A 22,685-nucleotide genomic window follows, 5' to 3' on the forward strand; every position below is an offset into this window, starting at 1 on the left:
ATGCGCAGGTACGGCAAGCACACCGACGAGGACGACATCCGCCAGCGCCCGAACCCCAAGGGCAACCGGGCCAGGACCAGCATCCGGCCCAAGCACGAGGACGCCGCCGACGGCTTCGTCCTCACCGTGGACCGCGGCCGGCTGACCTGCCTGGTCGAGGACCGCAAGGTCACCGCCATGAAGGCCCGTGAGCTCGGACGCAAGGCGGCGGTGGTCGGCGACCGGGTGTCGCTCGTCGGTGACATGTCCGGCAAGAAGGACACCCTCGCGCGGATCGTGCGGATCCAGGAGCGCAAGTCCGTCCTGCGGCGCACCGCGGACGACGACGACCCGTACGAGCGGGTGGTCGTCGCCAACGCCGACCAGCTGGCCATCGTCACGGCCCTGGCCGACCCGGAGCCCCGGCCCCGGATGATCGACCGCTGCCTGGTGGCGGCGTACGACGCCGGGCTGGAGCCGCTGCTGGTGCTGACGAAGTCCGACCTGACCTCGGCGGACAAGATCCTGGAGGTCTACTCGACCTTCGGCCTGAAGTACGTGGTCACCAACCGCGAGGAACTGGCGACGGGCGACGCGGCCGAGCGGGTGCGCGAGCTCCTGGAGGGCCGGATCACCGCCTTCGTCGGCCACTCCGGCGTCGGCAAGACCACCCTGGTCAACTCGCTGGTGGCCGAGGGCCGCCAGCGGGCCACCGGTCATGTCAACGCCGTCACCGGCCGCGGCCGGCACACCACCACCTCCGCGCTCGCGCTGCCGCTGCCCTCCGGCGACGGCTGGGTCATCGACACCCCGGGCGTGCGCTCCTTCGGCCTGCACCACGTGGACCCGTCCCGGGTGGTGCTGGCCTTCCCCGACCTGGTGCCGGGGACCGAGGAGTGCCCGCGCGCGTGCAGTCACGACGAGCCGGACTGCGCGTTGGACCGGTGGGTGGAGGAAGGTCACGCGGACCCCGCGCGGCTGTATTCGCTGCGGCGGCTGCTCCAGACCCGCGAGCGCCGCGAGGGCGACTGACCGCGGGCCGGCGGCAGGTTGACCGTCCGGTGGGGTTTGCCGCCGCCCCTGTCCGGTGAATGCATAATCGCATCACGTGACGCCGGGTCACCTGATGCGGGGAGGCGTACGCCATGGCGTGGCTGCTGGTCGTGGTCGCCGGGATCCTGGAGACGGGTTTCGCGGTGTGCCTCAAGCTGTCGCACGGGTTCACCCGGCTGTGGCCGACGATCGCCTTCGCGTGCTTCGCGCTCGGCAGTTTCGGGCTGCTGACCCTCGCGCTGAAGAAGCTGGACGTGGGACCGGCGTACGCGGTGTGGACGGGCATCGGGGCGGCCGGGACGGCCATTTACGGCATGGTCTTCCTCGGCGACCTGGTCTCCACCCTCAAGCTCGTCTCGATCACGCTGGTGATCATCGGGGTCATCGGCCTCCAGCTCTCCGGTTCGGCGCACTGAGCAGCCGCAGCAGTTCCACCGCCGCCGGGTCCTGGTCCGGCGTCCCCGGCGCGACCACGTAGGACAGCGCGAGCCGTACGGCGAGCTCGCAGCGGCGGGGCGGCTCCTGCGGCAGCGCGGCGGCGGCCCGGTCGCGGGCCGCCCGGGTCAGCTCCCCCGGCCCGAGCGCCTGCCGGCTCCCGGCGGGGGGCGGCGTCGGCAGCCCCGGCCCCCAGGAACCGGTCAGCAGGGCCCGTACGAGGACCCGGGCGCGGGCCGCCCGTACGGTCCACTCGGCGACGGCGGCGAGCCGCTCGGCGGAGCCGCGGGCGTCCGGCGCGGCCAGCGCCCGCTCCACCCCGTCCAGGTACCAGTCGGCCGCGCGGCGCACGAGGGCGCGGCCCAGGCCCGCCTTGCCGCCGAACTCGTTGTAGAGGGTCTGGCGCGACACCCCGGCGGCGGCCGCGACCTCGACCATCCGTACGGCCGGCCAGGGCCGGGAGGCGAGCGCGGCCTCGGCCGCTTGCAGCAGGGACTCTCGGGCCGTCGGCATCGCCCCCTCCCCCCTGGTCCACCGGCCGGGCTCCAGCCACCAGAGTTGACGGGCCGCCAGATCCCGTCAAGGGCGCGTCCCGGCCGCACTGTGGACCTCGTTCGCCGGGCCCGGCGAGTCTCGATACTGTTCGGCCATGTCCACGTATGCCGATGACCTGCGCCTCGCCCTCGAACTCGCCGACGCCGCGGACGCCACCACGATGCGCCGTTTCCGCGCCCTCGACCTCCAGGTCGAGACCAAGCCGGACATGACCCCGGTGAGCGAGGCCGACAAGGCCGCCGAGGAGGTCGTCCGGGCGGGGATCCTGGCCGCGCGGCCCGACGACGCGATCCTGGGCGAGGAGTACGGGCTCATGGGCGGTGGCCCTCGCCGCTGGGTCGTGGACCCGATCGACGGTACGAAGAACTACGTGCGCGGCGTCCCCGTCTGGGCGACGCTGATCTCCCTCATGGAGGAGGGCGGGGACGGGGTGTTCCGTCCGGTCGTCGGCGTGGTCTCCGCCCCGGCGCTGGGCCGCCGCTGGTGGGCCTCGCAGGGCGGGGGCGCCTTCGCGGGCGGTGCGCTGGGCGAGCCGGCCGGGCCGATCGCCGTGTCGAGGGTGGCCTCCCTGGCCGACGCCTCGTTCGCGTACTCCTCGCTGAGCGGCTGGGAGGAGCAGGGCCGCCTGCCGGGCTTCCTGGACCTGACCCGCGCGTGCTGGCGCACGCGGGCGTACGGCGACTTCTGGCCGTACATGATGGTCGCGGAGGGCTCGCTGGACCTGTGCGCCGAGCCGGAGCTGAACCTGTGGGACATGGCGGCCATCGCGGTCGTGGTCCAGGAGGCGGGGGGCCGCTTCACCAGCCTGGACGGGGTGGACGGTGTGGACGGCGGCAATGCCGCGGCCTCGAACGGCCTGCTGCACGAGGAAATGCTGGGGTACCTCGACCGCGCCGTCTGAAAACCCGCGGGGCGCGGCGCCCGTGCGCGCCGTGCGTACCCCCTTGATGACTTTGCGTGTGCGTGGGACTCTGAGGATCCCCCCCGCTTGTGCGCTTGTGAATGGCTTCTCTAAGGCGAGGCCCTTCACCCACCGCACCCACCCGGGCGGGGGCTCACCCCAGGAGGTGGCTCCCTTCATGCTCGTCCGTGACGCCATGAGCACCGTGATCCTCACCCTCGGACCCGCCCACTCCCTCCGCCAGGCGGCCTGCCTGATGTCCGGCCGGCGCGTGGGCGCGGCCGTCGTCCTCGACCCCGACCACAGCGGCATCGGCATCCTGACCGAGCGCGACATACTGAACTCGATCGGCGCCGGTCACGACCCCGACCGGGAGTCGGTGGGCGCCCACACCACGAACAACGTCGTCTTCTGCACCCCCGAGGCGACCGTGCAGGAGGCCGCCGAGGCCATGGTCCACGGCGGGTTCCGGCACCTGATCGTGCTGGAGGACGGCGGCCCGGTCGGCATCGTCTCCGTCCGCGACGTCATCCGCTGCTGGGTACCGGCCCGCCGGGCCGTGCCCGCGTAACCGCCCGGCACGACGGACGACGGCGGGCCGGAACCCCGGCGAAGGGGTTCCGGCCCGCCGTCCCGCTACGGCAAGCGGTCCGGATCAGCCGCGAAGGGCCTGGACCGCGGCGTCGAGCCGCTTGCCGAAGTCCTCGTCCGCCCGGCGGAAGTTGTCGATCGCGCGCTCGATGATGTCGTCACGGGAGACCTTGGCGATGAAGCCGGACAGGTTCTCGATCAGACGGGACTTCTCGTCCTCGGAGAAGAGCCGGTAGAGGTCGCCCGCCTGCACGAAGTCGTCGTCCTCGGCGTGCGAGGGGGTGGCGTGGTTGCCCGTGCCGCCGGTGACGGGGGTGGACTGCCACAGCGGGCGGTCCGTCTGGAAGGGGCCGCCGAAGCTGTTCGGCTCGTAGTTCTTGGCGCCCTTGTGGCGGCCGTCGTACAGGTAGCCGTCACGGGAGTGGGTGCGCGCCTCGGCGGCGTGCGGGCGGTTCACCGGCAGGTGGTCGGCGTTGATGCCGACGCGGTAGCGGTGGGCGTCGCCGTACGCGAAGAGACGGCCCTGGAGCATCTTGTCCGGGGAGGGACCGATGCCGGGGACGAAGTGCGCCGGGGAGAAGATGGACTGCTCGACCTCGGCGAAGATGTTCTCCGGGTTGCGGTTGAGCTCCAGCTTGCCGATCTCGATCGGCGGGTAGTCGGCGTGCGGCCACACCTTGGTGAGGTCGAACGGGTTGAAGCGGTAGCTCTCCGCCTCGGCCGCCGGCATGATCTGGACCTGCACGGTCCAGCTCGGGAAGTCGCCGCGCTCGATGGACTCGCGCAGGTCGCGCTGGTGCGAGTCCGGGTCCTCGCCGGCGAGCCGGTTGGCCTCGGCCTGGGTGAGGTTCTTGATGCCCTGGTCGGTCTTGAAGTGGTACTTGACCCAGAAGACCTCGCCGGCCTCGTTGTTCCACTGGAACGTGTGCGAGCCGTAGCCGTTCATGTGGCGGTAGGACGCCGGTATGCCCCGGTCACCGAACAGCCAGGTCACCTGGTGGGTCGACTCGGGCGACAAGCCCCAGAAGTCCCAGACGTTGTCCGCCTCCTGCGAGCCGGTGTACGGGTCGCGCTTCTGGGTGTGGATGAAGTCGGGGAACTTGATGGCGTCCCGGATGAAGAAGACCGGGGTGTTGTTGCCGACGAGGTCGTAGTTGCCCTCTTCGGTGTAGAACTTCAGCGCCCAGCCGCGCGGGTCACGGCGCGCGTCGGCGCCGCCGAGGCTGTCCGCGACGGTGGAGAAGCGAAGGAACGTTTCGGTCTTCTTGCCGACCTCGGAAAGGAACTTGGCACGGGTGTACCGGGTGACGTCCGCCGTCACCGTGAAGGTGCCGTAGGCACCGGCGCCACGGGCGTGCACCACGCGCTCCGGGATGCGCTCGCGGTTGAAGTGCGCGAGCTTCTCCAGCAGGAGCTGGTCCTGGACCAGAACGGGGCCACCGACGCCGGCCGTCTCGCTGTTCTGGTTGTCGGCGACCGGAGCCCCGGCCTCCGTGGTGAGCGGTCCCTGCGTCACGTGCGCCTCCTGCGTCATTCCTGCATGTCCTGTCCTCGGCGTTTGCCGTAACCGATCCTACAATGGACTTTGTCTAAGTCAAGCAACGATCCAAGTCCATATGGGTTCGGGATCTGCACCGAATCGCCACTGTTAGGCTGGCGTGTATGAGTGACCTGCTGGAACGACTTCGCGGACGCGGCTGGCGCATGACGGCCCAGCGCCGCGTCGTGGCCGAGGTGCTCGACGGTGACCACGTTCACCTGACGGCAGACGAGGTGCACGCACGCGCTGTGACCAAACTGCCCGAGATTTCTCGAGCGACGGTCTACAACACCTTGGGCGAGCTCGTTTCGCTCGGTGAGGTGCTGGAAGTCTCGACGGACCGGCGGGCCAAGCGGTACGACCCGAACGCCCACCGCCCCCATCACCACCTGGTCTGCGCCCAGTGCGGCGCCATCCGCGACGTCCACCCGGCGGGCGACCCGCTGGCCGACCTGCCCGACGGCGAGCGCTTCGGCTTCGTGGTCTCGGCGGTCGAGGTGACGTACCGCGGGGTGTGCCCGAACTGCGCGGGCGCCTGACGGACGCACGAAAGGGCCGGGGGGCAGGAACCCCCGGCCCTTTCGCATGACCTCTTCGCGTTCGCCGGGCTCTCTCGTCGCGCCCCTGGGGCGTTCCCGTTTCGCGTTCGGAAACGACTCGAGGCCCGGATCCATGGGATCCGGGCCTCGGGCCTTCAGTAGCGGGGACAGGATTTGAACCTGCGACCTCTGGGTTATGAGCCCAGCGAGCTACCGAGCTGCTCCACCCCGCGTCGGTAAACCTGACTCTACGGGAAGCCACCCGGCAGATGCAAATCAGTCGCGCGGAGGAGGCCTCTAGGCGGAGAGCTCCTCCGCCAGCGCGTCGCGCAGCCGAGCGGCGCGCTCGGACACCTCGGCCGGACCCAGCTCCATGGCCCGTACGCACCACTTCTGCCCCTCGGCCAGGTCGCCGTGCCGGGCCGCGAGCAGCCCGAGCCGCAGGGCCGCCCGGCCGTGCCCGGCGACCGCCGCGCGGGTCCACCACAGGGCCGCCTCGGGTTCGTTGCCCTCGCGGGCCAGCAGCAGCCCGAGGTTGAAGGCGCCGTTGCGCGAGCCGGCCTCCGCCGCCTCCCGGTACCACCGCGCGGCCACCGTGAGGTCGCCCCGGGCGGCGGCGAGCATCCCGACCCGCACCTGCGCCCGCCGGTGGCCCTGCTCGGCGGCGCGGGCGTACCACTCCTCGCTCTCGGTGCGGGCGGCGCCGCCCGCGGGCTCGCCGAGGGCCACCGGCTCCGGCGGCGGGGCCAGCGACTCCAGCAGGGAGGCCAGCCGGAAGGCCGCCTCGGCGCTGCCGCCGCCCGCCGCGCACCGCAGGTGCCGCTCGGCGGCCCGTTCCTCGCCGTCGCGCACGAGGGCGATCCCGACCTGGAGCGCCGCGTCGGTGTGCCCGGCGGCGGCGGCCCGCTCGTACCACTTCAGGGCGGCGCGGTCCTCGTCCCGGCTGGCGAAGAGGATCCCGAGGTTGAAGGCGGCGTCGACACTGCCGGCCTCCGCCGCCTTGGAGAACCACGGCTCGGCACCGGCCGCATCGCCGGCCTGGAGCAGCATGATCGCCAGCGCGTTGGCGGCCTCGCGGTGCCCGGCGTACGCCGCCCGGCGGTACCACTGCTCGGCCTGCGCGGTCCGTTCCTGCGCGGCGCAGAGCAGGGCGAGGTTGTAGGCGCCGTTCTGGTCGCCGGCGTCCATCGCCGCCCGGTACCACTTCTCGGCGGTCTGGGTCTCGCCCCGGGCGGCGTGCAGCGCGCCCAGGGCGTTCGCCGCGTTGCCGTCGCCGTCCTGGGCGGCCCGGTGCCACCACGCGGCCGCGCTGTCCTCGTCACCGGCGTCGCGCAGCAGGAAGCCGAGGGCGCACGCGGCACGGGCCTCGCCCTGCTTGGCGGAGCTCAGGTACCAGCGGCCGGCCTCCTTCAGCTCGCCGCGGGCTTCCAGCAGGGCGCCCAGGTGCAGCCCGGCGCGCCGGTGTCCGCGCGCGGCGGCCTGGCGGTACCACTGCTCGGCCTCGGCGGGGTCGCCCTTGCGCAGGTGACGGGCCAGGCGGTACGCGGCCTCGCGGTGCCCCTGTTCGGCGGCGGCCCGGAACCAGCGCTCGATGCCCTTGTCCCCCCGGTGTTCCAGCAGGTCGGCCAGGGCGTACGCGCCCAGGGCGTGTCCGGACTCCGCCGCCTGGCGCAGCCAGTACTCGGCGGCGGGCTCGTCCCCGCGCTCGCGGTAGTGGCGGCCCAGGGCGTGCGCGGCGGGGGCGGACCCGGCGACGGCGGCGACCCGCCACCAGCCGGCGGCCTCGTCGGGGTAGCCGCGCTGGAGGAGCAGGACGCCGAGGTTGTTGGCGGCGGCGCGGTCGCCGGCGCCGGTGGCTCCGCGCAGGTAGGGCTCCGCCCCGGCCAGGTCGCCGCGGCGCAGCAGCAGGGCGCCGAGCACGCTCATGGCGCCCGGGTCACCTTTGTCGGCGGCCACTCGGTGGCGGGCCTCCAGCTCGGCGTCGGTGGCACCCTCGGCGTCCCCGAAGGCTTCTGCCGCGAAATCCGCATCGGTCAGTGCGGTCTGCGCGTTAACAGTCGGAGCGGCCTCGCCCGTTCCCACGCCCGGCTCGGCCTCCGCCCTCACAAACCGCCCTGTCTCCAGCAGAGTTGACCTGTCCCCCATAAATCCCATCGTCGCATCACCTGCTACCCGCGTACACCTGGTATGTCGCAGCCAGTGAGGTCACTACAGCGTTTTGTCGACATGCCCACAGAGAGACAAGTCAAACACGTTCCCACCCCAACTCACCCGCCCCAGTGACCCCGTGTCTCCCAGCGGCCCTTTCGGCCGCTCGTCCTCGAGAGCGGTCCGGGCATGACGAAGGCCCGGATCCCATTGGATCCGGGCCTTCGTCTTCAGTAGCGGGGACAGGATTTGAACCTGCGACCTCTGGGTTATGAGCCCAGCGAGCTACCGAGCTGCTCCACCCCGCGTCGGTGAAACCACAGTATCACGACGCGGGACGGAGCCATTACCGGCTTTTGCGCACCGCCTAGCCGCCCGGCTTGGGCGCCGTCAGCTTCGCCTCCGCGTCGATCGCCCGCTTCAGCGCCGCCTGGAGGTCGCTCTGCGCCTTGCCGTACGCGGCCCAGTCGCCCGCCTTCATGGCCTTGTCGGCCTCCTCGACGGCCTTCTGGGCGTCGGCGAGGGCCGCCTTGACCGTGGGGTCCTGCGCGGTCGGCGGGGTGTTCGGGTTCGTCGGCGTGGTGGGCGGGGTCGGCGTGGTGGGCGTGGTCGGGGCCTCGGCTCCGAAGACCACGTTCAGCGCCTTCTCCAGGGTGTCCTCGAAGGCCGTCTGGCCGCCGTAGGTCACCAGCACCTTGCGCAGCAGCGGGTACTTCAGCCCGGAGCTGCGCACGTACACCGGCTCCACGTAGAGCATTCCGCCGTCCATCGGGACCGCGAGCAGGTTGCCGTACTCGATCTCCGAGTCACCGCCGCGCAGCAGCCGGATCGACTCGGCGATCTTGGGCTCCGACTGGAACTTGCTCTGGACCTGGCCGGGGCCGTCCGGCGGCTTGCTGGTCGGCATCTTCAGGATTCGGATCTTGCCGTAGTCCCGGGTCCCGGGATCGGCGTTCACCGCCATGAAGGCGCTGAGGTTGGGCCGCTCGTTCGGCGTGAAGGTCGTCGTGAGCGAGAAGACCTGGTCCTTCTCCGGCTGGCCCGGCATCTTCATCGACAGGTAGTACGGCGGGACCGCCGTGCCGGCCTTGGTCGTCGGGTCGTCCGGGACGGCCCACGCCTCACTGCCGCTGAGGAAGGTCTGCGGGTCCGTGACGTGGTACCGGGTCAGCAGCTCGCGCTGGACCTTGAACAGGTCCTGCGGGTAGCGCAGGTGGTCCATGAGCGGCTTGGAGATCTCGCCCTTGGGCTTCACCGTGCCGGGGAAGGCCTTCATCCAGGTCTTCAGGACCGGGTCCTTGGTGTCCCACTGGTACAGGTCCACCGTGCCGTCGTACGCGTCGACGGTCGCCTTCACCGAGTTGCGGATGTAGTTGACCTGGTTCTCCTGGGCGACCACCGCGCGCTGGCTGTTGGTCAGCGAGTCCGCGGTGCTCTGGCCCAGCGTGGTGCGCGAGGCGTACGGGTAGCCGTTCGTCGTCGTGTAGGCGTCGACGATCCACTTGATCCGGCCCTCGATGACGGCCGGGTACGGGGCCCCGTCGATGGTCAGCCAGGGCGCGACGGCCTCGACGCGGTCCTTGGGCGTGCGGTTGTACAGGATCCGCGAGCCCTCGCCGATGGCCCCGGAGTACAGGATCTGCGGCTCGCTGAACGCGAGCGCGTACGCGGCCCGGTTGACCGGGTTGTCCAGGTTGACCCCGGAGTCGCCCCGGTAGCTGGTCTCCTTCTCGCCCTTGTCGTCCGAGTAGTCGAGCTCCTTCTGCGGACCGCCGACGATCGAGTACTGCTTCGTCTGCTCGCCGTAGTAGATGCGCTGCTCGAAGTCCGTGCCGAACATCCCCTTGGAGGGCAGGTCGGACTGCGTGAAGTCGGGAGCGCCGTCCTTGACGGTGGTGCCCTTGGCCGCGACCACGCCGTAGCCGTGCGTGTACTTGAAGTGGTCGTTGATCCAGTTGTTCTTCGGGATGCCGCCGATGTTCAGCTCGCGCAGCCCGATGACCGTGTCCTGGCCCGCGTACCGGTCGACCGCCAGGGTGGACGGGAAGCCGTAGTAGCCCTTGACCTGCTGGAGCTGCTGGAAGGCCGGCGAGACGATGTTCGGGTCGAGGAGGCGCAGGCTGGCGGTGGTGTCCGCCACCGACCGCAGCTTGGTGCGGTCCTCGGTCTGCGGGACGCCCGGGTAGTCCTTGACGTCGGCCTCGTCGATCCCGTAGGCGTCGCGCGTGGCCTTGATGTTCTTCTCGACGTACGGGGATTCCTTGGCCTGCTCGTTCGGCTGGACCTGGAACTTCTGCACGATCGCCGGGTACAGCCCGCCGATCAGGATCGCCGAGAGCACCATCAGGCCGAAGCCGATGACCGGCAGCTGCCAGGTGCGCCGCCACAGGGTGGCGAAGAACAGCACCGCGCAGATCGCGGCGATGGCGACGAGGATCGTCTTCGCCGGCAGGTAGGCGTTGGCGTCGACGTAGCGCAGGCCGGCCCAGTTGTCGGCGGCCTTGAAGTCGCTGGACTTCACGGCGAGGCCGTACCGGTCGAGCCAGTACGCGACCGCCTTGAAGGTGACGAAGAGGCCGAGCAGCACCGACAGGTGCCCGGTCGCGGCGGCGGTGGCCCGGGCGCCCGGGCTGGTCACGCGCAGTCCGCCGTACAGGTAGTGCACGACGACGGCGGCGATCACCGAGAGCACGACCGCGGCGAAGCCGAAGCCGAGCAGGAAGCGGTACCAGGGCAGGTCGAAGGTGTAGAACGACACGTCCAGGTGGAACTGGGGGTCCTTGCGGCCGAAGGGCACCCCGTTGACGTACATCAGCCAGGTCTTCCACTGGCCCGCCGCCGAGGCGCCCGCGATCAGCCCGACGATCGCCGCGACGGCCAGGAGCAGCCACCTCTTGTACGGGGCGACGCTCATCCGGTAGCGGTCGAGGCTCTGCTGCTCCATCGACATCGCGCTGAGCGGCGGCCGCAGCCGGTACGCCAGCCAGATATTCAGCCCGACGGCACCCGCCATCAGCAGGCCGAAGACGGCGAAGAGGCCGATCTTGGTCCACAGGGTGGTGGTGAAGACGGAGGAGTACTTGACGGAGCGGAACCAGAGCCAGTCCGTCCAGAACCCGGCGAACATGATGAACGCCATGGCCAGGACGGCTAGGACGCCCAATGTCGTCAGAAGAGTCCGGGCACGCCGGGAGGGGCGGCCGACTCTCATCCGTGGCCCGGAGGGGCCTCCGCCGCGGTCCGGCATCTGGAAAGCCAAGGTGCGCACCTCGAAAGTCGCTGTGTCTGGTCCTGGGCCCACGATCGTAGGGCCCACCCCTGCAACTTACTGAGCCTTTAGTCAGTTCCCGGTATCGGGGGGAAAGGAGGCAGGATGTTGTCCATGTCCAACCTTTCGCCCTCCCCCGGCACCCCCATGGCGGCCAGCCCGCTGACCCGCGCCGTCCTCGAGATCGACGAGTACGCCTCCACCCTCGGCTGGGACAAGCCGGCCCGGCTGTTCGCCCTGGTCGACACGGCCCGGCTGCGCCGGCAGGAACCCCGGCTCGCCGGTCAGCTCGGCCAGGACCAGGACGACACCGGGAAGAGCCAGCTGACCCCGATCGAGCAGGACGAGGTGCCGGCCGGGACCCCGCTGGACAAGTTCCTGGGCACCATCGCCTGGCCCGACGCGGTCGTCGGGTGCGCCCTGACGGTGGAGCGGCTGATGCTCCCGCCGTCCGCCGAGGCCTCCGTACCGGAAGGGCTCAACGACAAGCAGCTGGCCAAGTGGGTCGCCGCCCACCCCGAGCGGCAGGAGGTGCGCCTGACGGTGGGCGTCCTGCGCGACGGGTCGCGCGAGTCGGCCGTACGGCTGCGGGAGAAGGACTCCTCCAGCGAGGTGCTGACCGGCGCGAGCCTGGTGCCGGGCCTGGCCGACGCGCTGGCGGCGACCTTCCTCGTCTAGCGGCCGCCCGGCCGGGGGCGGGGCGGCGTCAGGACGCGGTGCACTTCGGCAGTCCGGCCGTGTCCCCCTTGCGGATCTTCTCCAGTGACGTGGTGGCGTCGCCGATGGTGGAGACCTTCACCAGGGTGAGGCCCTCGGGGGTGTGCCGGGCGGCGGAGGCGCAGTTCTCGGCCGGGGTCAGGAAGTATTCGGCCCCGGCCTTGCGGGCGCCGATGGTCTTCATCTGGATGCCGCCGATGGGGCCGACCTTGCCCTCGTCGTCGATGGTGCCGGTACCCGCGACGAACCTGCCGCCCGTGAGGTCCTCGGGGGTGAGCTTGTCGACGATGCCGAGGGCGAACATCAGGCCGGCGCTCGGACCGCCGACGTCGGCGAGCTTGATGTCGATCGAGAACGGGAAGGTGTGGTCGGTACCGGCCCGGATGCCGACGATGGCGTGGCCGTCGTCCTCCGCCCTGCCCGCGGTGATGGTCACCTTCGACGTGCCGGTGGGCTCGCGGCCCGCCTTCTCGGCCTCGGCCGCCTCGGCGGCGGGCACGATGGTGAACTCGACCGGCTCTCCGGGCTTGTGCTTGGTCACCAGCTTGGCGACGTCCCCCGGGGCGGTCACCGCGGCGCCGTCCACCTCCCTGATCACGTCCCCGGCGTGCAGCTTGCCCTCGGAGGGGCTGCCCTTGACGACGGTGGAGACGACGACGCGGGCGGTGACCGGGATGCCGAGCTGCTTGAGGGCGGCCACCTTGGCGCTCTCCTGCGACTGGCTGAACTCCTCGGCGTTCTCCTGCGTGGATTCCTTGTCCGTCTTGCCGTTCGGGTACAGGTTCTCGTGCGGTACGACGATGTTGTCGCCGGCCATCCAGCCGTACACCGCTTCCAGCAGGTTCATGTCGTAGTCGGCGCCGGTGACGCGGACCGTGGTCATGTTCAGGTGGCCGCTGGTCGGGTACGTCTTGCGCCCCGAGATGTTCAGCACCGGCTCGCCGCGCGAGTCGCCCAGTGTGTTCACGGTCGGGCCCGGGCTCATCTCGGAGTACGGGACCTTGATGAAGACGCCCGCGCAGAGCAGCGCGAACAGCACGAGGAAGGAAGCGAGCATCGTCGCGGTGCGGCGTGGCATGGATCGACAGTACGGGACGGCCCGCCCGGGCGGCCCGTGGGGCCGGTCCGTACGGGGCCGGCGGGCGGAACCCTCGCCGAATGCTCAGCGGGGCCCTGGTCGGGGGCGTGCGGGACGGGCGGGGGCGGGGCCCGTGGGGACGGGGAAGGGACTCACGGGACGCGTCAGACGGCGTCGGAACCGGAGTGCGCCTTTTCGTTCGTCCTGGCCCGGTCGGCCCTGTCCATCGCTTCGCGGAACCTGGCGTAGCCGGCCAGTTCGGATATGTCGCCCTGGGTGCGGTCCCGGGCCGCCCAGCTGCCCCATATCGCCGCTCCGATCGCGGCGAACAGCGGAATCAGCAGCCACACCAGTGATGCCATGAAGGTGCCTCCCTGCCCCGAAAGTGCGTGTCGTTGTGGCTTCAACGCTCGTGCCCGGAGGGGGGTTACGCAAATCGGGGGCGTGTTGCGCGGCCGAACGGGGGTGACGCTACCCCCGCCGGAACGGGCCCCGCGCCCGGCCCCCGGCCTCAGCAGGCGCCGACCCACTCCTCGGTGCCGTCGGCGAAGGTCTGGTGCTTCCAGATCGGCACCTCGTGCTTGAGGTCGTCGATCAGCATGCGGCAGGCCTCGAAGGCCTCGCCCCGGTGCGGGCAGGAGACGGCCACGACCACGGCCAGGTCGCCCACGGCCAGGTCGCCGATGCGGTGCACGGCCGCCAGGGCGCGGACCGGGTACTTCGCCACGACACGGTCCGCGATGCGGCGCATCTCGGCCTCCGCCGTCGGGTGGCAGGAGTAGCCGAGCGAGTCGACGTCGGCACCGCCGTCGTGGTTGCGCACCGTCCCCACGAAGAGGGTGGTGCCGCCCGTGGCGTCGTCGCCGACGGCCTGGAAGACCTCGTCGATGGAGAGCGGGGTCTCACGGATCTCGAGCAGCCGGACGGGGTCCTGAGCGGCCTGCTCGCCGGGGTGGTCGAAGTGCGGTGCCATGTTCCCCATCGTGCCCTAGCCGCGGACCTGGTGGAATAGCCGTTTCGCCCGGGGCCCGGCTCCCCGGTTGGGAGCCTCCTACAGGAAACCGCCCCCGCCCCGGCCCCGGACCGGTCCGGGGCCGCGCCCCCGCGGCTCAGAGTCCGCGGCGGCGCCGGGCGCGGCGTACGGCGGCGGCCGCGCCGAGCAGGGCCACCGTCGCGCCCGCGGCGCCGGCGGCCGTGGCGGCGTCCTTGCGGCCCAGGCGGCGGCCCGCGACGGTGTGCCGGCCCGCCACCTCCTGGAGCAGCTCGGCCAGCACCTCCTCGTTGGTCCAGCGGGGTCGCCAGCCCGCGGCGTGCAGCCCGCTGACGCTGACCACCCACGGGTGCATCGTGTACGCGAGGTCGCCGGCCGGGGACGGGGTGAGGCCGATGCGGTGGAGCCGGGCGGCGGCGCCCAGCGCGACGGCGGAGGGCAGTTCCATGCGGCGGATCCCGCTCAGCTCCTCGACCTCCTCCTGCTCCAGCCAGCCCTCGCACCCGACGGCCAGCTCGCCCTCGACCTTCTCCAGCGCCGCGTACTCCAGGGCGCTGACCAGGTCCTCCACGTGGCAGAACTGCCAGGTGGGGCGGGATCCGGCCACCACGAGCAGGCGGGGCGACTCGAAGTACCGGGTCAGGGCGGTGTCGGTGCCGCCGACGAGGACCGCCGGGCGCAGGACGGTCACGTTCAGCCCGGGGTGCGCGCGGGGGGCCCGGCGGCCGAGGCGCTCGATCTCCAGCAGGTCGCCGACGCCGGTTGCCTCGGCGGTGGCGCGCAGCTCGGAGTCCTCCGAGAGCGGGATGTCGTTGTCGGGCAGGGCCCCGTAGACCATGGCGGAGGTGCACAGCACGACCCGGTGGACGCCGGCGGCGGCCGCGGCCGTGAGCACGGTCTGGGTCCCGCGCACGTTGTACGCGGTGCGCGCCGCCGGGTCGGTCTCCAGGTCGAGGTCCAGCGCGAGGTGGACGACCACGTCCGCGCCGCGCAGCTTCTCGGCGATCGCGGGGTCCCGTACGTCCAGGACGTGCCACTGGGCGGCGGCGCAGTCCCCGCGCCGCTCGTCGATGGCGACGACCTGCTTGACCTCGTCGGATGCGGCGAGGCGGCTCACCAGGGCGGCTCCGACGCCCGAGGCGGCGCCGGTCACCGCGATCACGGGGCTGGGCCGGCGGGGGCCGGCCTGGTTTCGCGGCTGGCGAACGCCGGGGGCGCTGTCGTCGTGCTCAGGGCGGTTTTCGGCGTCGTGCGGCGCGCGAGCCTGCGGATCTGGGGAACTCACCGGGCGTCTCCAGCGGTTGTCTTCAGTGGGGACGCGCTGTGACGCGTACCCACCAGGTGATGTCCATCCTGCCGCAGCCCAGGACCGGGCGGAGCACCGAGCCCGGAAGCGGGAGTGGTGTCTACGCTGGGTGGTGTTGTCGGACCATCGCCCGCCGGCTCCCGCCGGCGGCCCTACGAGCCGAGGAAACCCGTGAGCGACACCCCATTCGGATTCGGCCTTCCGCCGGAGGAGCCGGAGGACGGCGACAAGGGCAAGAAGGGCGGCCAGGGCGGCCAGGGCGGTCCCGCCGATCCGTTCGGGTTCGGCCCGGGCGGCTTCCCCGGCGGTGCGGAGAATCCGTTCGCCGCGATGTTCGGCTCGATGAACCCGAACGACCTCGGTGCCGCCTTCCAGCAGCTCGGCCAGATGCTGAGCTACGAGGGCGGACCCGTCAACTGGGACATGGCCAAGGACATCGCCCGCCAGACCGTCGCGCAGGGCACTGCGGACGGGGTCAAGGACGCGAGCGTCGGCGTCGCGGAGAAGTCCGCGGTCCAGGAGGCCGTGCGCCTGGCCGACCTGTGGCTGGACGGTGCGACCTCCCTGCCGTCGGGCGCCAACGCGGCCGTCGCGTGGAGCCGCGCCGAGTGGGTCGAGGCGACCCTTCCGGTGTGGAAGGAGCTCGTGGACCCGGTCGCCGAGCGCGTCGGCGCGGCCATGGGCAGCGTGCTGCCTGAGGAGATGCAGGCCATGGCGGGCCCGCTGCTCGGGATGATGCGCTCCATGGGCGGGGCCATGTTCGGCCAGCAGATCGGCCAGGCCGTGGGCACCCTCGCGGGCGAGGTCGTCGGCTCCACCGACATCGGGCTGCCGCTGGGCCCGGCCGGGCGGGCGGCGCTGCTGCCGCTGAACATCGAGGCCTTCGGCAAGGACCTGGGAGTCCCCTCGGACGAGGTACGGCTCTACCTGGCGCTGCGCGAGGCGGCCCACGCCCGCCTGTTCGCGCACGTGCCGTGGCTGCGCTCGCACCTGTTCGGGGCGGTCGAGGGTTACGCGCGGGGCATCAAGGTGGACACCTCGAAGCTGGAGGACGTGGTCGGCCAGCTCGACCCGACGAACCCGGAGCAGCTCCAGGAGGCCCTGCAGGGCGGTATGTTCCAGCCGCAGGACACCCCCGAGCAGAAGGCCGCCCTGGCCCGCCTGGAGACGGCGCTCGCGCTGGTCGAGGGCTGGGTGGACGCGGTCGTGCACGAGGCGGCCAAGCCCCGTCTGACCTCGGCCGACGCGATGCGCGAGACCATGCGCCGGCGGCGTGCCTCGGGCGGTCCGGCGGAGCAGACCTTCGCCACGCTGATCGGGCTGGAGCTGCGTCCGCGGCGGCTGCGCGACGCCTCGCGGCTGTGGGCCTCGCTCACCGACGCGCGCGGCGTGGACGGCCGTGACGGGCTGTGGGAGCACCCGGACATGCTGCCGACGGCGTCCGACCTGGACGACCCGGACGGGTTCGTGCACCGCGAGCAGCTGGACTTCTCCGAGATCGACAAGATGCTCGGCGAGGCCGCCGAGCGGCGTGACGAAGAGGGCGACGACGACAAGTGAGCCTGTACGAGGACGCCGTCCTGGTCCTGAAGGGGTACGAGGGCCAGGACGCGCAGCAGAACGAGCTGCGCGGGGTCTACCTGGAGCACCTGGCCGCCCACCCGGACGGGGTGTACAAGCCGTGCACGGCCGGGCACGTCACGGGCAGCGCGCTGGTCGTCGACCCCGTCGGCGGCCGTGTGCTGCTGACCCTGCACAAGAAGCTCGGCATGTGGCTCCAGATGGGCGGGCACTGCGAGCCCGGCGACACCACCCTCGCCGGTGCGGCGATGCGCGAGGCCGTGGAGGAGTCGGGCATCGGCTCGGGGCTGACCCTGGTGGCGGGCGGGCCGGTCCGCCTGGACCGGCACCCGATCCCGGCACCGTGCAACTGGCACCTGGACGTGCAGTACGCGGTGCTGGCTCCGGCCGGCGCGGAGGCGGAGATCAGCGACGAGTCGCTCGACCTGCGCTGGTTCCCGTACGCGGAGGTGGCGGCGGTGGCCGACGCCTCGGTGGTGCGGCTGCTGGAGGCGACCCGGGCGCGGCTCGGCGCGTGACGGTGTGCGGAGGGGGCGGATCCGTACGGGTCCGCCCCCTCCGCCGTGCCGGCCGGGTCAGTTCCAGGCGTTGTTCTGGTTCTGGGCGTGCGCGCCGTGCTGGCCCACGCCGTACTGGGCGGCGACGCCCTGTCCGAGCTGGGCGTTCTGCGGGGGCAGCACCTCGCTGGGCTGCACCAGGGCGAAGCCGGTGCCGAGGAAGCTGAGTTCCCAGCCCTCACCGGTGTTGCCGCGGCGCCGCCACACGCCGGTGGAGTGGGTCTGGGCCTGCATCTGCACGCGCAGCGTGCTGGACCAGGCGACGATCGCGTCGGCGTCGGCGTTGACGTACTTGTCCGGGGTGACCTGCATCATCAGCGGCTGCCCGGAGGTCATGAGGGCGACCTTGCCGCGGCCGGAGATGTTGAGCTGGTACTTGCCGGTGCCGGAGATCCCGTACTGGCTGTCGACGGCGATGACCTCGGTGTGCAGGGTGGAGTCCATGGCGAGGACGTAGGCGCTGTCGACGGTGAGGCCGTCGTGGTCGACGTCGACGACGTGGACGTACTGGGCGAGGTTGGCGAAGTAGACGGTGCCCTGGCCGGAGCAGCGCATCAGGTCGAGGCCCTCGCCGGTGCGGCTGCGGGCGCCCCGCTGGTTGCCGCTCTGGTACTCGCCGTCGAAGTCGACGATCCCCTGGTAGGCGACCATGGAGCCCTTGCGGGCGAGGACGTCGTCGGAGCCGGTCAGGGTGACCCTCAGGAGCTGGGGGTTCTGGACGGTGTAGCGGTCCTGGGACTGCTGTTCGGCGTGGCCGAAAAGTGAGCTCTGCATGATGTGTCCGCTCCCCCTCAGCCCCGGGTCCGGAGCCGGTCGGTGCTGTCCTCGCTGGGCTGTACGACGACGATGCCCTGGCCGGAGAAGGCCATCTGGTAGGCCTCCCCGCTGCCCCGGCCGATCATCGACGAGGCCTTGAAGCTGCGCTTCCCCTTGACCTTGAGGTTCGGGGACCAGGCGACGAGCGCGTCCGGGTCGACGTACGTCTCGTCGTCGCCGCGGCCGCAGTCGACCACGATCGGGGTGCCGCGGGAGGTGACGGCGACCCAGCCGGTGCCGGCGACCTGGACGTTGAACAGGCCCTGGCCAGCGAACTTGGCCATGCCCTTGACCCGCTCGACGCCCCACTGGAGGTGGGCGTCGAAGGCGAGGAGGTTGGTGCCGTTGACGGAGAGCGCTTCGTTGTTGAGGTTGATGCAGACGACGTCGGCGCCGTAGTCGGCGAGGTAGAGGAGGCCGTCGCCGGTGCACTTCATCAGGGGCGCGCCCTCGCCGGTCAGCCACTGGGAGGCCATCTGGCGGACGGCGGGCGGGTTGGGCTCGTACTGGACGAAGCCCTCGTAGGCGACCATCGATCCGGTGCGGGCGAAGAGGTCCTGGCCGCTCTGCATGGCGACCTTGAGCATGGCGCGGCCGTGGTTCTCCATGCGGGCCGTGACGGGGGTCGGGGCGTAGCCCGCGAGCTGCTGGTTCATTGCGTTCATGGCGTTCATGTGGGGCTCCCTCAGACCTCGTACGGCTGGACGACGATGAAGTTGCCGGGGGCGCCGCGGAACTGGAGGTTCACGGTCTCCCCGCTGTGGCCCGGGTAGGCGTTGCGGCGCAGCCGGACCTGGCTGGAAATGATCACCTGTGAGGCGGCCGACCAGGCGACGATGGCGTTGCTGTCCGCGAAGGTGGTGGGGGTCACGGGCAGGACGACGGGCACGCCGTGCGTTTTGACGATGACCGTGCCGCTGCCCTGGAACAGCATGGTGAACAGGGCGCCGCCGGGGATGCCGTGGCCTTCGATGCGGCGGACCTCGTGCTGGAGGGACTCGTCGAAGGCGAGGACGCTCTCGGCGGAGACGCAGATGCCGTCGCCCTGGAGCTCGATGGCGTGCAGGTGGGCGCCGTTCTCGGCGAGGAAGACCTGGCCGCGGCCGGTGCAGCGCATCAGCTGCATCTCCTGGCCGGTGGCGTTGCCGACGATGCGGCCGGCGAAGCCCGCGCCCTTGTAGCTGAAGTCGACCTTGCCCTGGTACAGGACCATGCTGCCCTGGCGGGCGAGGACGGCCTGACCGCCCATGGCGAGGTCCACCCGCATGAGCTGCTGGTTCTGCGGGGTCCAGCGGGCGCCGGTGGGGGCCTCCTTGTACAACTGGAGGGCGGCGGCGAGGCCGGGGCCGGCCGCGGCGGCCTGCGGGGCGTGGCCGTAGGGGGCCTGCTGGCCGTACGGCGGCTGCTGGCCGTAGGGGGCCTGCGGGGCGCCCGGCTGCTGGACCGGGACCTGGCCGTACGAGGGCTGCGGCTGCTGGCCGTAGGGCGCGGGCGCCGGGGCCTGCGGCGGGAGCTGGCTGCCGTACGAGGGCTGCGGCTGCCGGCCGTACGGGGGCTGGCCGGGCTGCTGCGGCGCGTGGGGCGGCTGGCCGTACGGGGCCGCCGGGGCGGGCGCGCCGAGCGGGGCGACCATGGTGGGGGCCGCGTGCACGGGCGCGGGAGCCGGGGGCTGCGGCTGCGGGGGCTGCTGGGCCGGGGGCTGCTGCGGCGGGGCGAACGGGGCGGGGGCGGGCGGCTGCTGGACCGGGGCGCCGAAGGACGGGGCCGGGGCCTGCGGGGCCGGGGCGGCGGCCTGCGGGGGCGGGGCGAATCCGGGCGCGGCGGCCTGCGGCGGGGCCGGGGCCTGCGGCTCGGGCTGCGCCTCCTCCTCGGCGACCTCGCCGCCGAAGTTCTGCAGCAGCGCGGCGAGCCCGCCGTCGAAGCCCTGGCCGACGGCGGCGAAGCGCCAGACGTCCTTGCGGTAGAAGTCGCCGATCATCAGGGCGCGTTCGGTGCTGAACTCCGCACCGGTGAAGGAGTACCGGACGACTTCCTCGCCGCCGGCCACGATCCGGATGTAGCCGGGGCCGATCTGCGACATCTGGCCGGGGCCGTCGAGGGTGGCGCTGAAGGACAGCTTGTGGATGGACGCGGGAACCTGGTCCAGGGTCACCCGGAAGGACTCGGTGTCCCCGGCCTGCGGGCCGAGCTGCTGGATCGACTCCTCGGGCGACTTCGGCTGGTTGTAGAAGACGAAGTAGCGGTCGTCCGACAGCCGCTCGTCGGCGTCGAGGCCGAAGCAGCTGATGTCGAAGGTGAGTCCGGGCCCGGCGATCTGGACGCCCACGTACAGATCGGTGCCCGCCGTCAGATCACTGATCTTGGCCTTGTGGCCGCGTTGGAATTCCCTGGCCATGTGTCCGACCGTCCCCCGTCCCGACTCCGACTGCGTGCGCCGCTGGATGCGCGCTGCCCGGTTGAATGCGTGAGTGCTGTGAGTGCTGTCAGTGCTGCTTGTACTGCGGATGCTGCGTGTACCGCGAACGCCGTGCGTACCGCGAACGCCGTGGCCGCCGTGTGCTCGCCGCCCGATGTGTGCCGCTCAGGCTAACGGCTCCTGCCGACATCCGGCCAAGCCGGCACCGACCCGGTACACACCTCCTTCCGCGGCGGAAGATCATTCCTCGCGGGCGGCCGGAACGCGGGGCATGCGCTCCGCCGCGGCCACTCCTTCGAGGAAACCGCGGGCCCGTTCGGTCCTCGGATACGCCTCCAGCAGCTGCCAGAAGCGGGGGCCGTGCCCGGGCACCAGGAGGTGCGCCAGCTCGTGCAGCAGCACGTAGTCGACGACGTACTCCGGCATCCCCTGGATCCGGTGGGACAGCCGGATGCTGCCCTCGGCGGGGGTGCAGGAGCCCCAGCGGGTGTTCTGGTTGGTGACCCAGCGGACCGAACGGGGCCGCGCGCGGCCGCTGAAGTACTGCTCGGACAGACGCTCGGCGCGCGCGATCAGTTCCGCGTCGCCGAGGGTGCGCCTGCTCTCCTGGGCGGCGAGCTTGTCGAGCATGACGCCCACCCAGCGCCGTTCCTCCGCCTCGGACATCCGGGCGGGGATCAGGACGACCGTCCGCTCACCCTCGCGGTAGGCGGACACGGTCCTGCGGCGGCGCGCGCTCCGGCGGACTTCGACGGCGCTCTGTGGCGGGTCGGCTGGCACGCCACGACCGTACCCGGTCGCCGTGGAGGAAGTCCCGCGCGTCCGCGGTTCGAGCACGATCGGTTCGCGGCGGGGACACACAAACGCTCTTTCTTCATTTCATATGCCCAATACCACCTGCCTGTGGACAAACTCCCGCACCCGGTCCGGCAGTCGGGCATCGTGGCGAAGACGCGGAGGAACACGGGAGAACCGGCCGCGTCAGTGGGATCGGGAAATCGGTGAACGGGGAGGCCGCGATGTATCCGAAGGTGAAGCCGGCGCTGGCACGGGCGTGGCGGGATCTGCAGACGGTGCAGTTCGGGGTGACGCCCGCCCACGCGGTGGTGCTCGGGCCGCTGGACACGGCCACCGGGTCGCTCATCGACCGGATCGACGGGACGCGGAGCATGGAGCTGCTGCGGGCCGAGGGCGCCGGGATGGGGCTGCCGGAGGGGCAGGTGGACGGGCTGGTCCGGCACCTCGCCGGGGCCGGGCTGCTCGACGACCTGACCGCCGGCGGGCCTCGGGCGCAGGCCGTGCGGCGCAGGCCGGAGGCGCTGGAGCGGCTGGGGCCCGATCTGGGCTCGCTCTCGCTGGTGCACCGGGAGCCGGGCGGTGACCTGCTGGGGGTGGCGGCGCGCAGGGCGTTACGGGTCCAGGTGCGCGGGAGCGGCCGGGTGGGAGCGGTGATCGCCTCCGTACTGGCGGGGGCCGGGGTGGGCCGGGTCGAGGTGCTCGACGGGGGCCGGGCGGAAGCAGCCGACGTGGCCCCGGGCGGCCTGGATCCGGGGAGCGTGGGCAGGCCGCGGGCCGAGGCCGCGGGAGCGCTGGTGCGGGAGTCGGCCCCGGGGCGGGTCCCGCGTGCGGGCGACCCCGAGGGCCCGGGGCCGGAGCTGGCCCTGGTGGTGGTCGCGCCCCGGGACGGCCTCCAGGCCTGGGCCCCCGATCCGGCGACAGCCGCCGACTGGGTGGCGACGGGCACCCCGCACCTGTACGCGGGGGTGCTGGAGGGGACGGGGCTGGTCGGGCCCCTGGTGCTGCCCGGGTCCACGGCCTGCGCGGGGTGCATGGAGCGCGACCGCGTCGACCGGGATCCGGCCTGGCCCCGGATGCTGGTCCAGTGGCGCTCGGCACACCGCCGCCGCGGGACGGCGGCCTGCGACCTGGGGCTGTCGACGGCGGTGGCCGGCCTGGCCGCGGCGCACGCCCTGGCCTTCCTCGACGGGCAGCTGCCCGCTTCGACGGCCGCGCGCTGGGAGGCCGCCCTGCCCGCACTGCACTGGTCGCGGTCCGCGCTGCGCCCGCATCCGGACTGCCCCTGCGCGGCGGCGGACCCGGCGGCGGGGCTCACGGGCGGGGTGGCGGCGGAGCCCGCGGGGGCGGACTGCGGGGCGGTGCGGTCGTGAGCCACCGGACTCCCGCCGGATCCCGGGCAGGTGCCCCGGTCCGGGC

General features: G+C 72.3%; 21 protein-coding genes and 2 tRNA genes. 9 read left to right on the top strand and 14 right to left on the bottom strand.

All coding sequences use genetic code 11. From position 1 onward, the window contains the following. A complete protein-coding gene (gene rsgA, locus ACZ4WZ_RS26155) occupies positions 1-1,011 on the top strand; it encodes a ribosome small subunit-dependent GTPase A (protein WP_467893952.1) in 1,011 nt (336 codons plus the stop codon). A gap of 113 nt (positions 1,012-1,124) precedes the next feature. Further along, positions 1,125-1,448 carry a DMT family transporter gene (locus tag ACZ4WZ_RS26160; RefSeq protein WP_388933858.1) on the top strand — a complete coding sequence of 108 codons (324 nt, stop codon included), beginning with the start codon at positions 1,125-1,127 and terminating at the stop codon, positions 1,446-1,448. Here ACZ4WZ_RS26160 and ACZ4WZ_RS26165 read toward each other — a convergent pair. Further along, positions 1,414-1,980: a TetR/AcrR family transcriptional regulator gene (locus ACZ4WZ_RS26165; RefSeq protein WP_467893954.1), complete on the bottom strand. Its 567-nt coding sequence runs from the start codon at positions 1,978-1,980 to the stop codon at positions 1,414-1,416. The two genes, ACZ4WZ_RS26160 and ACZ4WZ_RS26165, sit on opposite strands and share 35 nt — an antisense overlap. A gap of 136 nt (positions 1,981-2,116) precedes the next feature. Between ACZ4WZ_RS26165 and hisN the strand changes: the two genes are divergently transcribed. Together hisN and ACZ4WZ_RS26175 are read left to right on the top strand one after the other, a co-directional pair. Further along, positions 2,117-2,923 (top strand): histidinol-phosphatase, encoded by an 807-nt coding sequence (gene hisN, locus ACZ4WZ_RS26170; protein ID WP_467893955.1) that lies wholly within the window; start codon positions 2,117-2,119, stop codon positions 2,921-2,923. A 178-nt stretch (positions 2,924-3,101) separates the two neighbouring features. Next, positions 3,102-3,494 carry a CBS domain-containing protein gene (locus ACZ4WZ_RS26175; RefSeq protein ID WP_007266429.1) on the top strand — a complete coding sequence of 131 codons (393 nt, stop codon included), beginning with the start codon at positions 3,102-3,104 and terminating at the stop codon, positions 3,492-3,494. 84 nt (positions 3,495-3,578) lie between these two features. Here ACZ4WZ_RS26175 and ACZ4WZ_RS26180 read toward each other — a convergent pair whose 3' ends face one another. Further along, positions 3,579-5,048, bottom strand: a complete 1,470-nt coding sequence (locus tag ACZ4WZ_RS26180) for a catalase (RefSeq protein ID WP_467893957.1) — start codon at positions 5,046-5,048, stop codon at positions 3,579-3,581. A gap of 128 nt (positions 5,049-5,176) precedes the next feature. Between ACZ4WZ_RS26180 and ACZ4WZ_RS26185 the strand changes: the two genes are divergently transcribed. Continuing rightward, positions 5,177-5,593 (top strand): Fur family transcriptional regulator, encoded by a 417-nt coding sequence (locus tag ACZ4WZ_RS26185; RefSeq protein ID WP_388933871.1) that lies wholly within the window; start codon positions 5,177-5,179, stop codon positions 5,591-5,593. A gap of 159 nt (positions 5,594-5,752) precedes the next feature. Here the strand turns inward: ACZ4WZ_RS26185 and ACZ4WZ_RS26190 are convergent. From ACZ4WZ_RS26190 to ACZ4WZ_RS26205, 4 genes are all read right to left on the bottom strand, one after another. Then, a tRNA-Met gene (locus tag ACZ4WZ_RS26190) sits at positions 5,753-5,826 on the bottom strand. 64 nt (positions 5,827-5,890) lie between these two features. Continuing rightward, positions 5,891-7,747, bottom strand: coding sequence for a tetratricopeptide repeat protein (locus ACZ4WZ_RS26195; RefSeq protein ID WP_467893959.1), 1,857 nt, complete (start codon positions 7,745-7,747; stop codon positions 5,891-5,893). A gap of 228 nt (positions 7,748-7,975) precedes the next feature. Further along, positions 7,976-8,049, bottom strand: a tRNA-Met gene (locus ACZ4WZ_RS26200). Positions 8,050-8,108: 59 nt separating this feature from the next. Continuing rightward, positions 8,109-11,009, bottom strand: coding sequence for a UPF0182 family membrane protein (locus tag ACZ4WZ_RS26205; protein ID WP_467893961.1), 2,901 nt, complete (start codon positions 11,007-11,009; stop codon positions 8,109-8,111). A 105-nt stretch (positions 11,010-11,114) separates the two neighbouring features. Here ACZ4WZ_RS26205 and ACZ4WZ_RS26210 point away from each other — a divergent pair, with 105 nt between their 5' ends. After that, positions 11,115-11,687, top strand: coding sequence for a PPA1309 family protein (locus ACZ4WZ_RS26210; RefSeq protein ID WP_467893962.1), 573 nt, complete (start codon positions 11,115-11,117; stop codon positions 11,685-11,687). A 28-nt stretch (positions 11,688-11,715) separates the two neighbouring features. Here ACZ4WZ_RS26210 and ACZ4WZ_RS26215 read toward each other — a convergent pair whose 3' ends face one another. The 4 genes from ACZ4WZ_RS26215 to ACZ4WZ_RS26230 all read right to left on the bottom strand — a co-directional run bounded on the left by ACZ4WZ_RS26215 (position 11,716) and on the right by ACZ4WZ_RS26230 (position 15,080). Continuing rightward, positions 11,716-12,804 (bottom strand): YlbL family protein, encoded by a 1,089-nt coding sequence (locus ACZ4WZ_RS26215; RefSeq protein ID WP_467893964.1) that lies wholly within the window; start codon positions 12,802-12,804, stop codon positions 11,716-11,718. Between the two features lie 164 nt (positions 12,805-12,968). Further along, entirely contained in the window at positions 12,969-13,166 is a 198-nt protein-coding gene (locus tag ACZ4WZ_RS26220) for a hypothetical protein (RefSeq protein WP_125818082.1), read from the bottom strand. Positions 13,167-13,315: 149 nt separating this feature from the next. Further along, positions 13,316-13,777, bottom strand: a complete 462-nt coding sequence (locus ACZ4WZ_RS26225) for a molybdenum cofactor biosynthesis protein MoaE (RefSeq protein ID WP_388933886.1) — start codon at positions 13,775-13,777, stop codon at positions 13,316-13,318. A 136-nt stretch (positions 13,778-13,913) separates the two neighbouring features. Continuing rightward, positions 13,914-15,080, bottom strand: coding sequence for an SDR family oxidoreductase (locus tag ACZ4WZ_RS26230; RefSeq protein ID WP_467893967.1), 1,167 nt, complete (start codon positions 15,078-15,080; stop codon positions 13,914-13,916). Positions 15,081-15,272: 192 nt separating this feature from the next. On the opposite strand from ACZ4WZ_RS26230, the gene ACZ4WZ_RS26235 reads away from it, so the two are divergent. Together ACZ4WZ_RS26235 and ACZ4WZ_RS26240 are read left to right on the top strand one after the other, a co-directional pair. Beyond that, positions 15,273-16,661, top strand: a complete 1,389-nt coding sequence (locus ACZ4WZ_RS26235; RefSeq protein ID WP_467893968.1) for a zinc-dependent metalloprotease — start codon at positions 15,273-15,275, stop codon at positions 16,659-16,661. Further along, positions 16,658-17,200, top strand: a complete 543-nt coding sequence (locus ACZ4WZ_RS26240; RefSeq protein ID WP_467893970.1) for an NUDIX hydrolase — start codon at positions 16,658-16,660, stop codon at positions 17,198-17,200. Before ACZ4WZ_RS26235 ends, ACZ4WZ_RS26240 begins: the two co-directional genes overlap by 4 nt. Positions 17,201-17,257: 57 nt before the next feature. Here ACZ4WZ_RS26240 and ACZ4WZ_RS26245 read toward each other — a convergent pair whose 3' ends face one another. The 4 genes from ACZ4WZ_RS26245 to ACZ4WZ_RS26260 all read right to left on the bottom strand — a co-directional run bounded on the left by ACZ4WZ_RS26245 (position 17,258) and on the right by ACZ4WZ_RS26260 (position 21,251). Then, on the bottom strand, positions 17,258-18,013 hold the full coding sequence (locus ACZ4WZ_RS26245) for an AIM24 family protein (RefSeq protein WP_467893971.1): 756 nt from the start codon (positions 18,011-18,013) through the stop codon (positions 17,258-17,260). A gap of 17 nt (positions 18,014-18,030) precedes the next feature. After that, positions 18,031-18,711, bottom strand: a complete 681-nt coding sequence (locus ACZ4WZ_RS26250; RefSeq protein WP_388934977.1) for an AIM24 family protein — start codon at positions 18,709-18,711, stop codon at positions 18,031-18,033. A 29-nt stretch (positions 18,712-18,740) separates the two neighbouring features. Further along, positions 18,741-20,450, bottom strand: coding sequence for a TerD family protein (locus ACZ4WZ_RS26255; protein WP_467893973.1), 1,710 nt, complete (start codon positions 20,448-20,450; stop codon positions 18,741-18,743). Positions 20,451-20,711: 261 nt separating this feature from the next. Then, the gene (locus tag ACZ4WZ_RS26260) at positions 20,712-21,251 is read right to left on the bottom strand and encodes a M48 metallopeptidase family protein (RefSeq protein ID WP_388933900.1); all 540 of its coding nucleotides are present in this window, start codon (positions 21,249-21,251) and stop codon (positions 20,712-20,714) included. A 239-nt stretch (positions 21,252-21,490) separates the two neighbouring features. Here ACZ4WZ_RS26260 and ACZ4WZ_RS26265 point away from each other — a divergent pair, with 239 nt between their 5' ends. Further along, a complete protein-coding gene (locus ACZ4WZ_RS26265) occupies positions 21,491-22,639 on the top strand; it encodes a ThiF family adenylyltransferase (protein ID WP_467893976.1) in 1,149 nt (382 codons plus the stop codon). Positions 22,640-22,685: the final 46 nt, after the last annotated feature.

Source organism: Streptomyces sp. NPDC029122 (assembly GCF_055569445.1).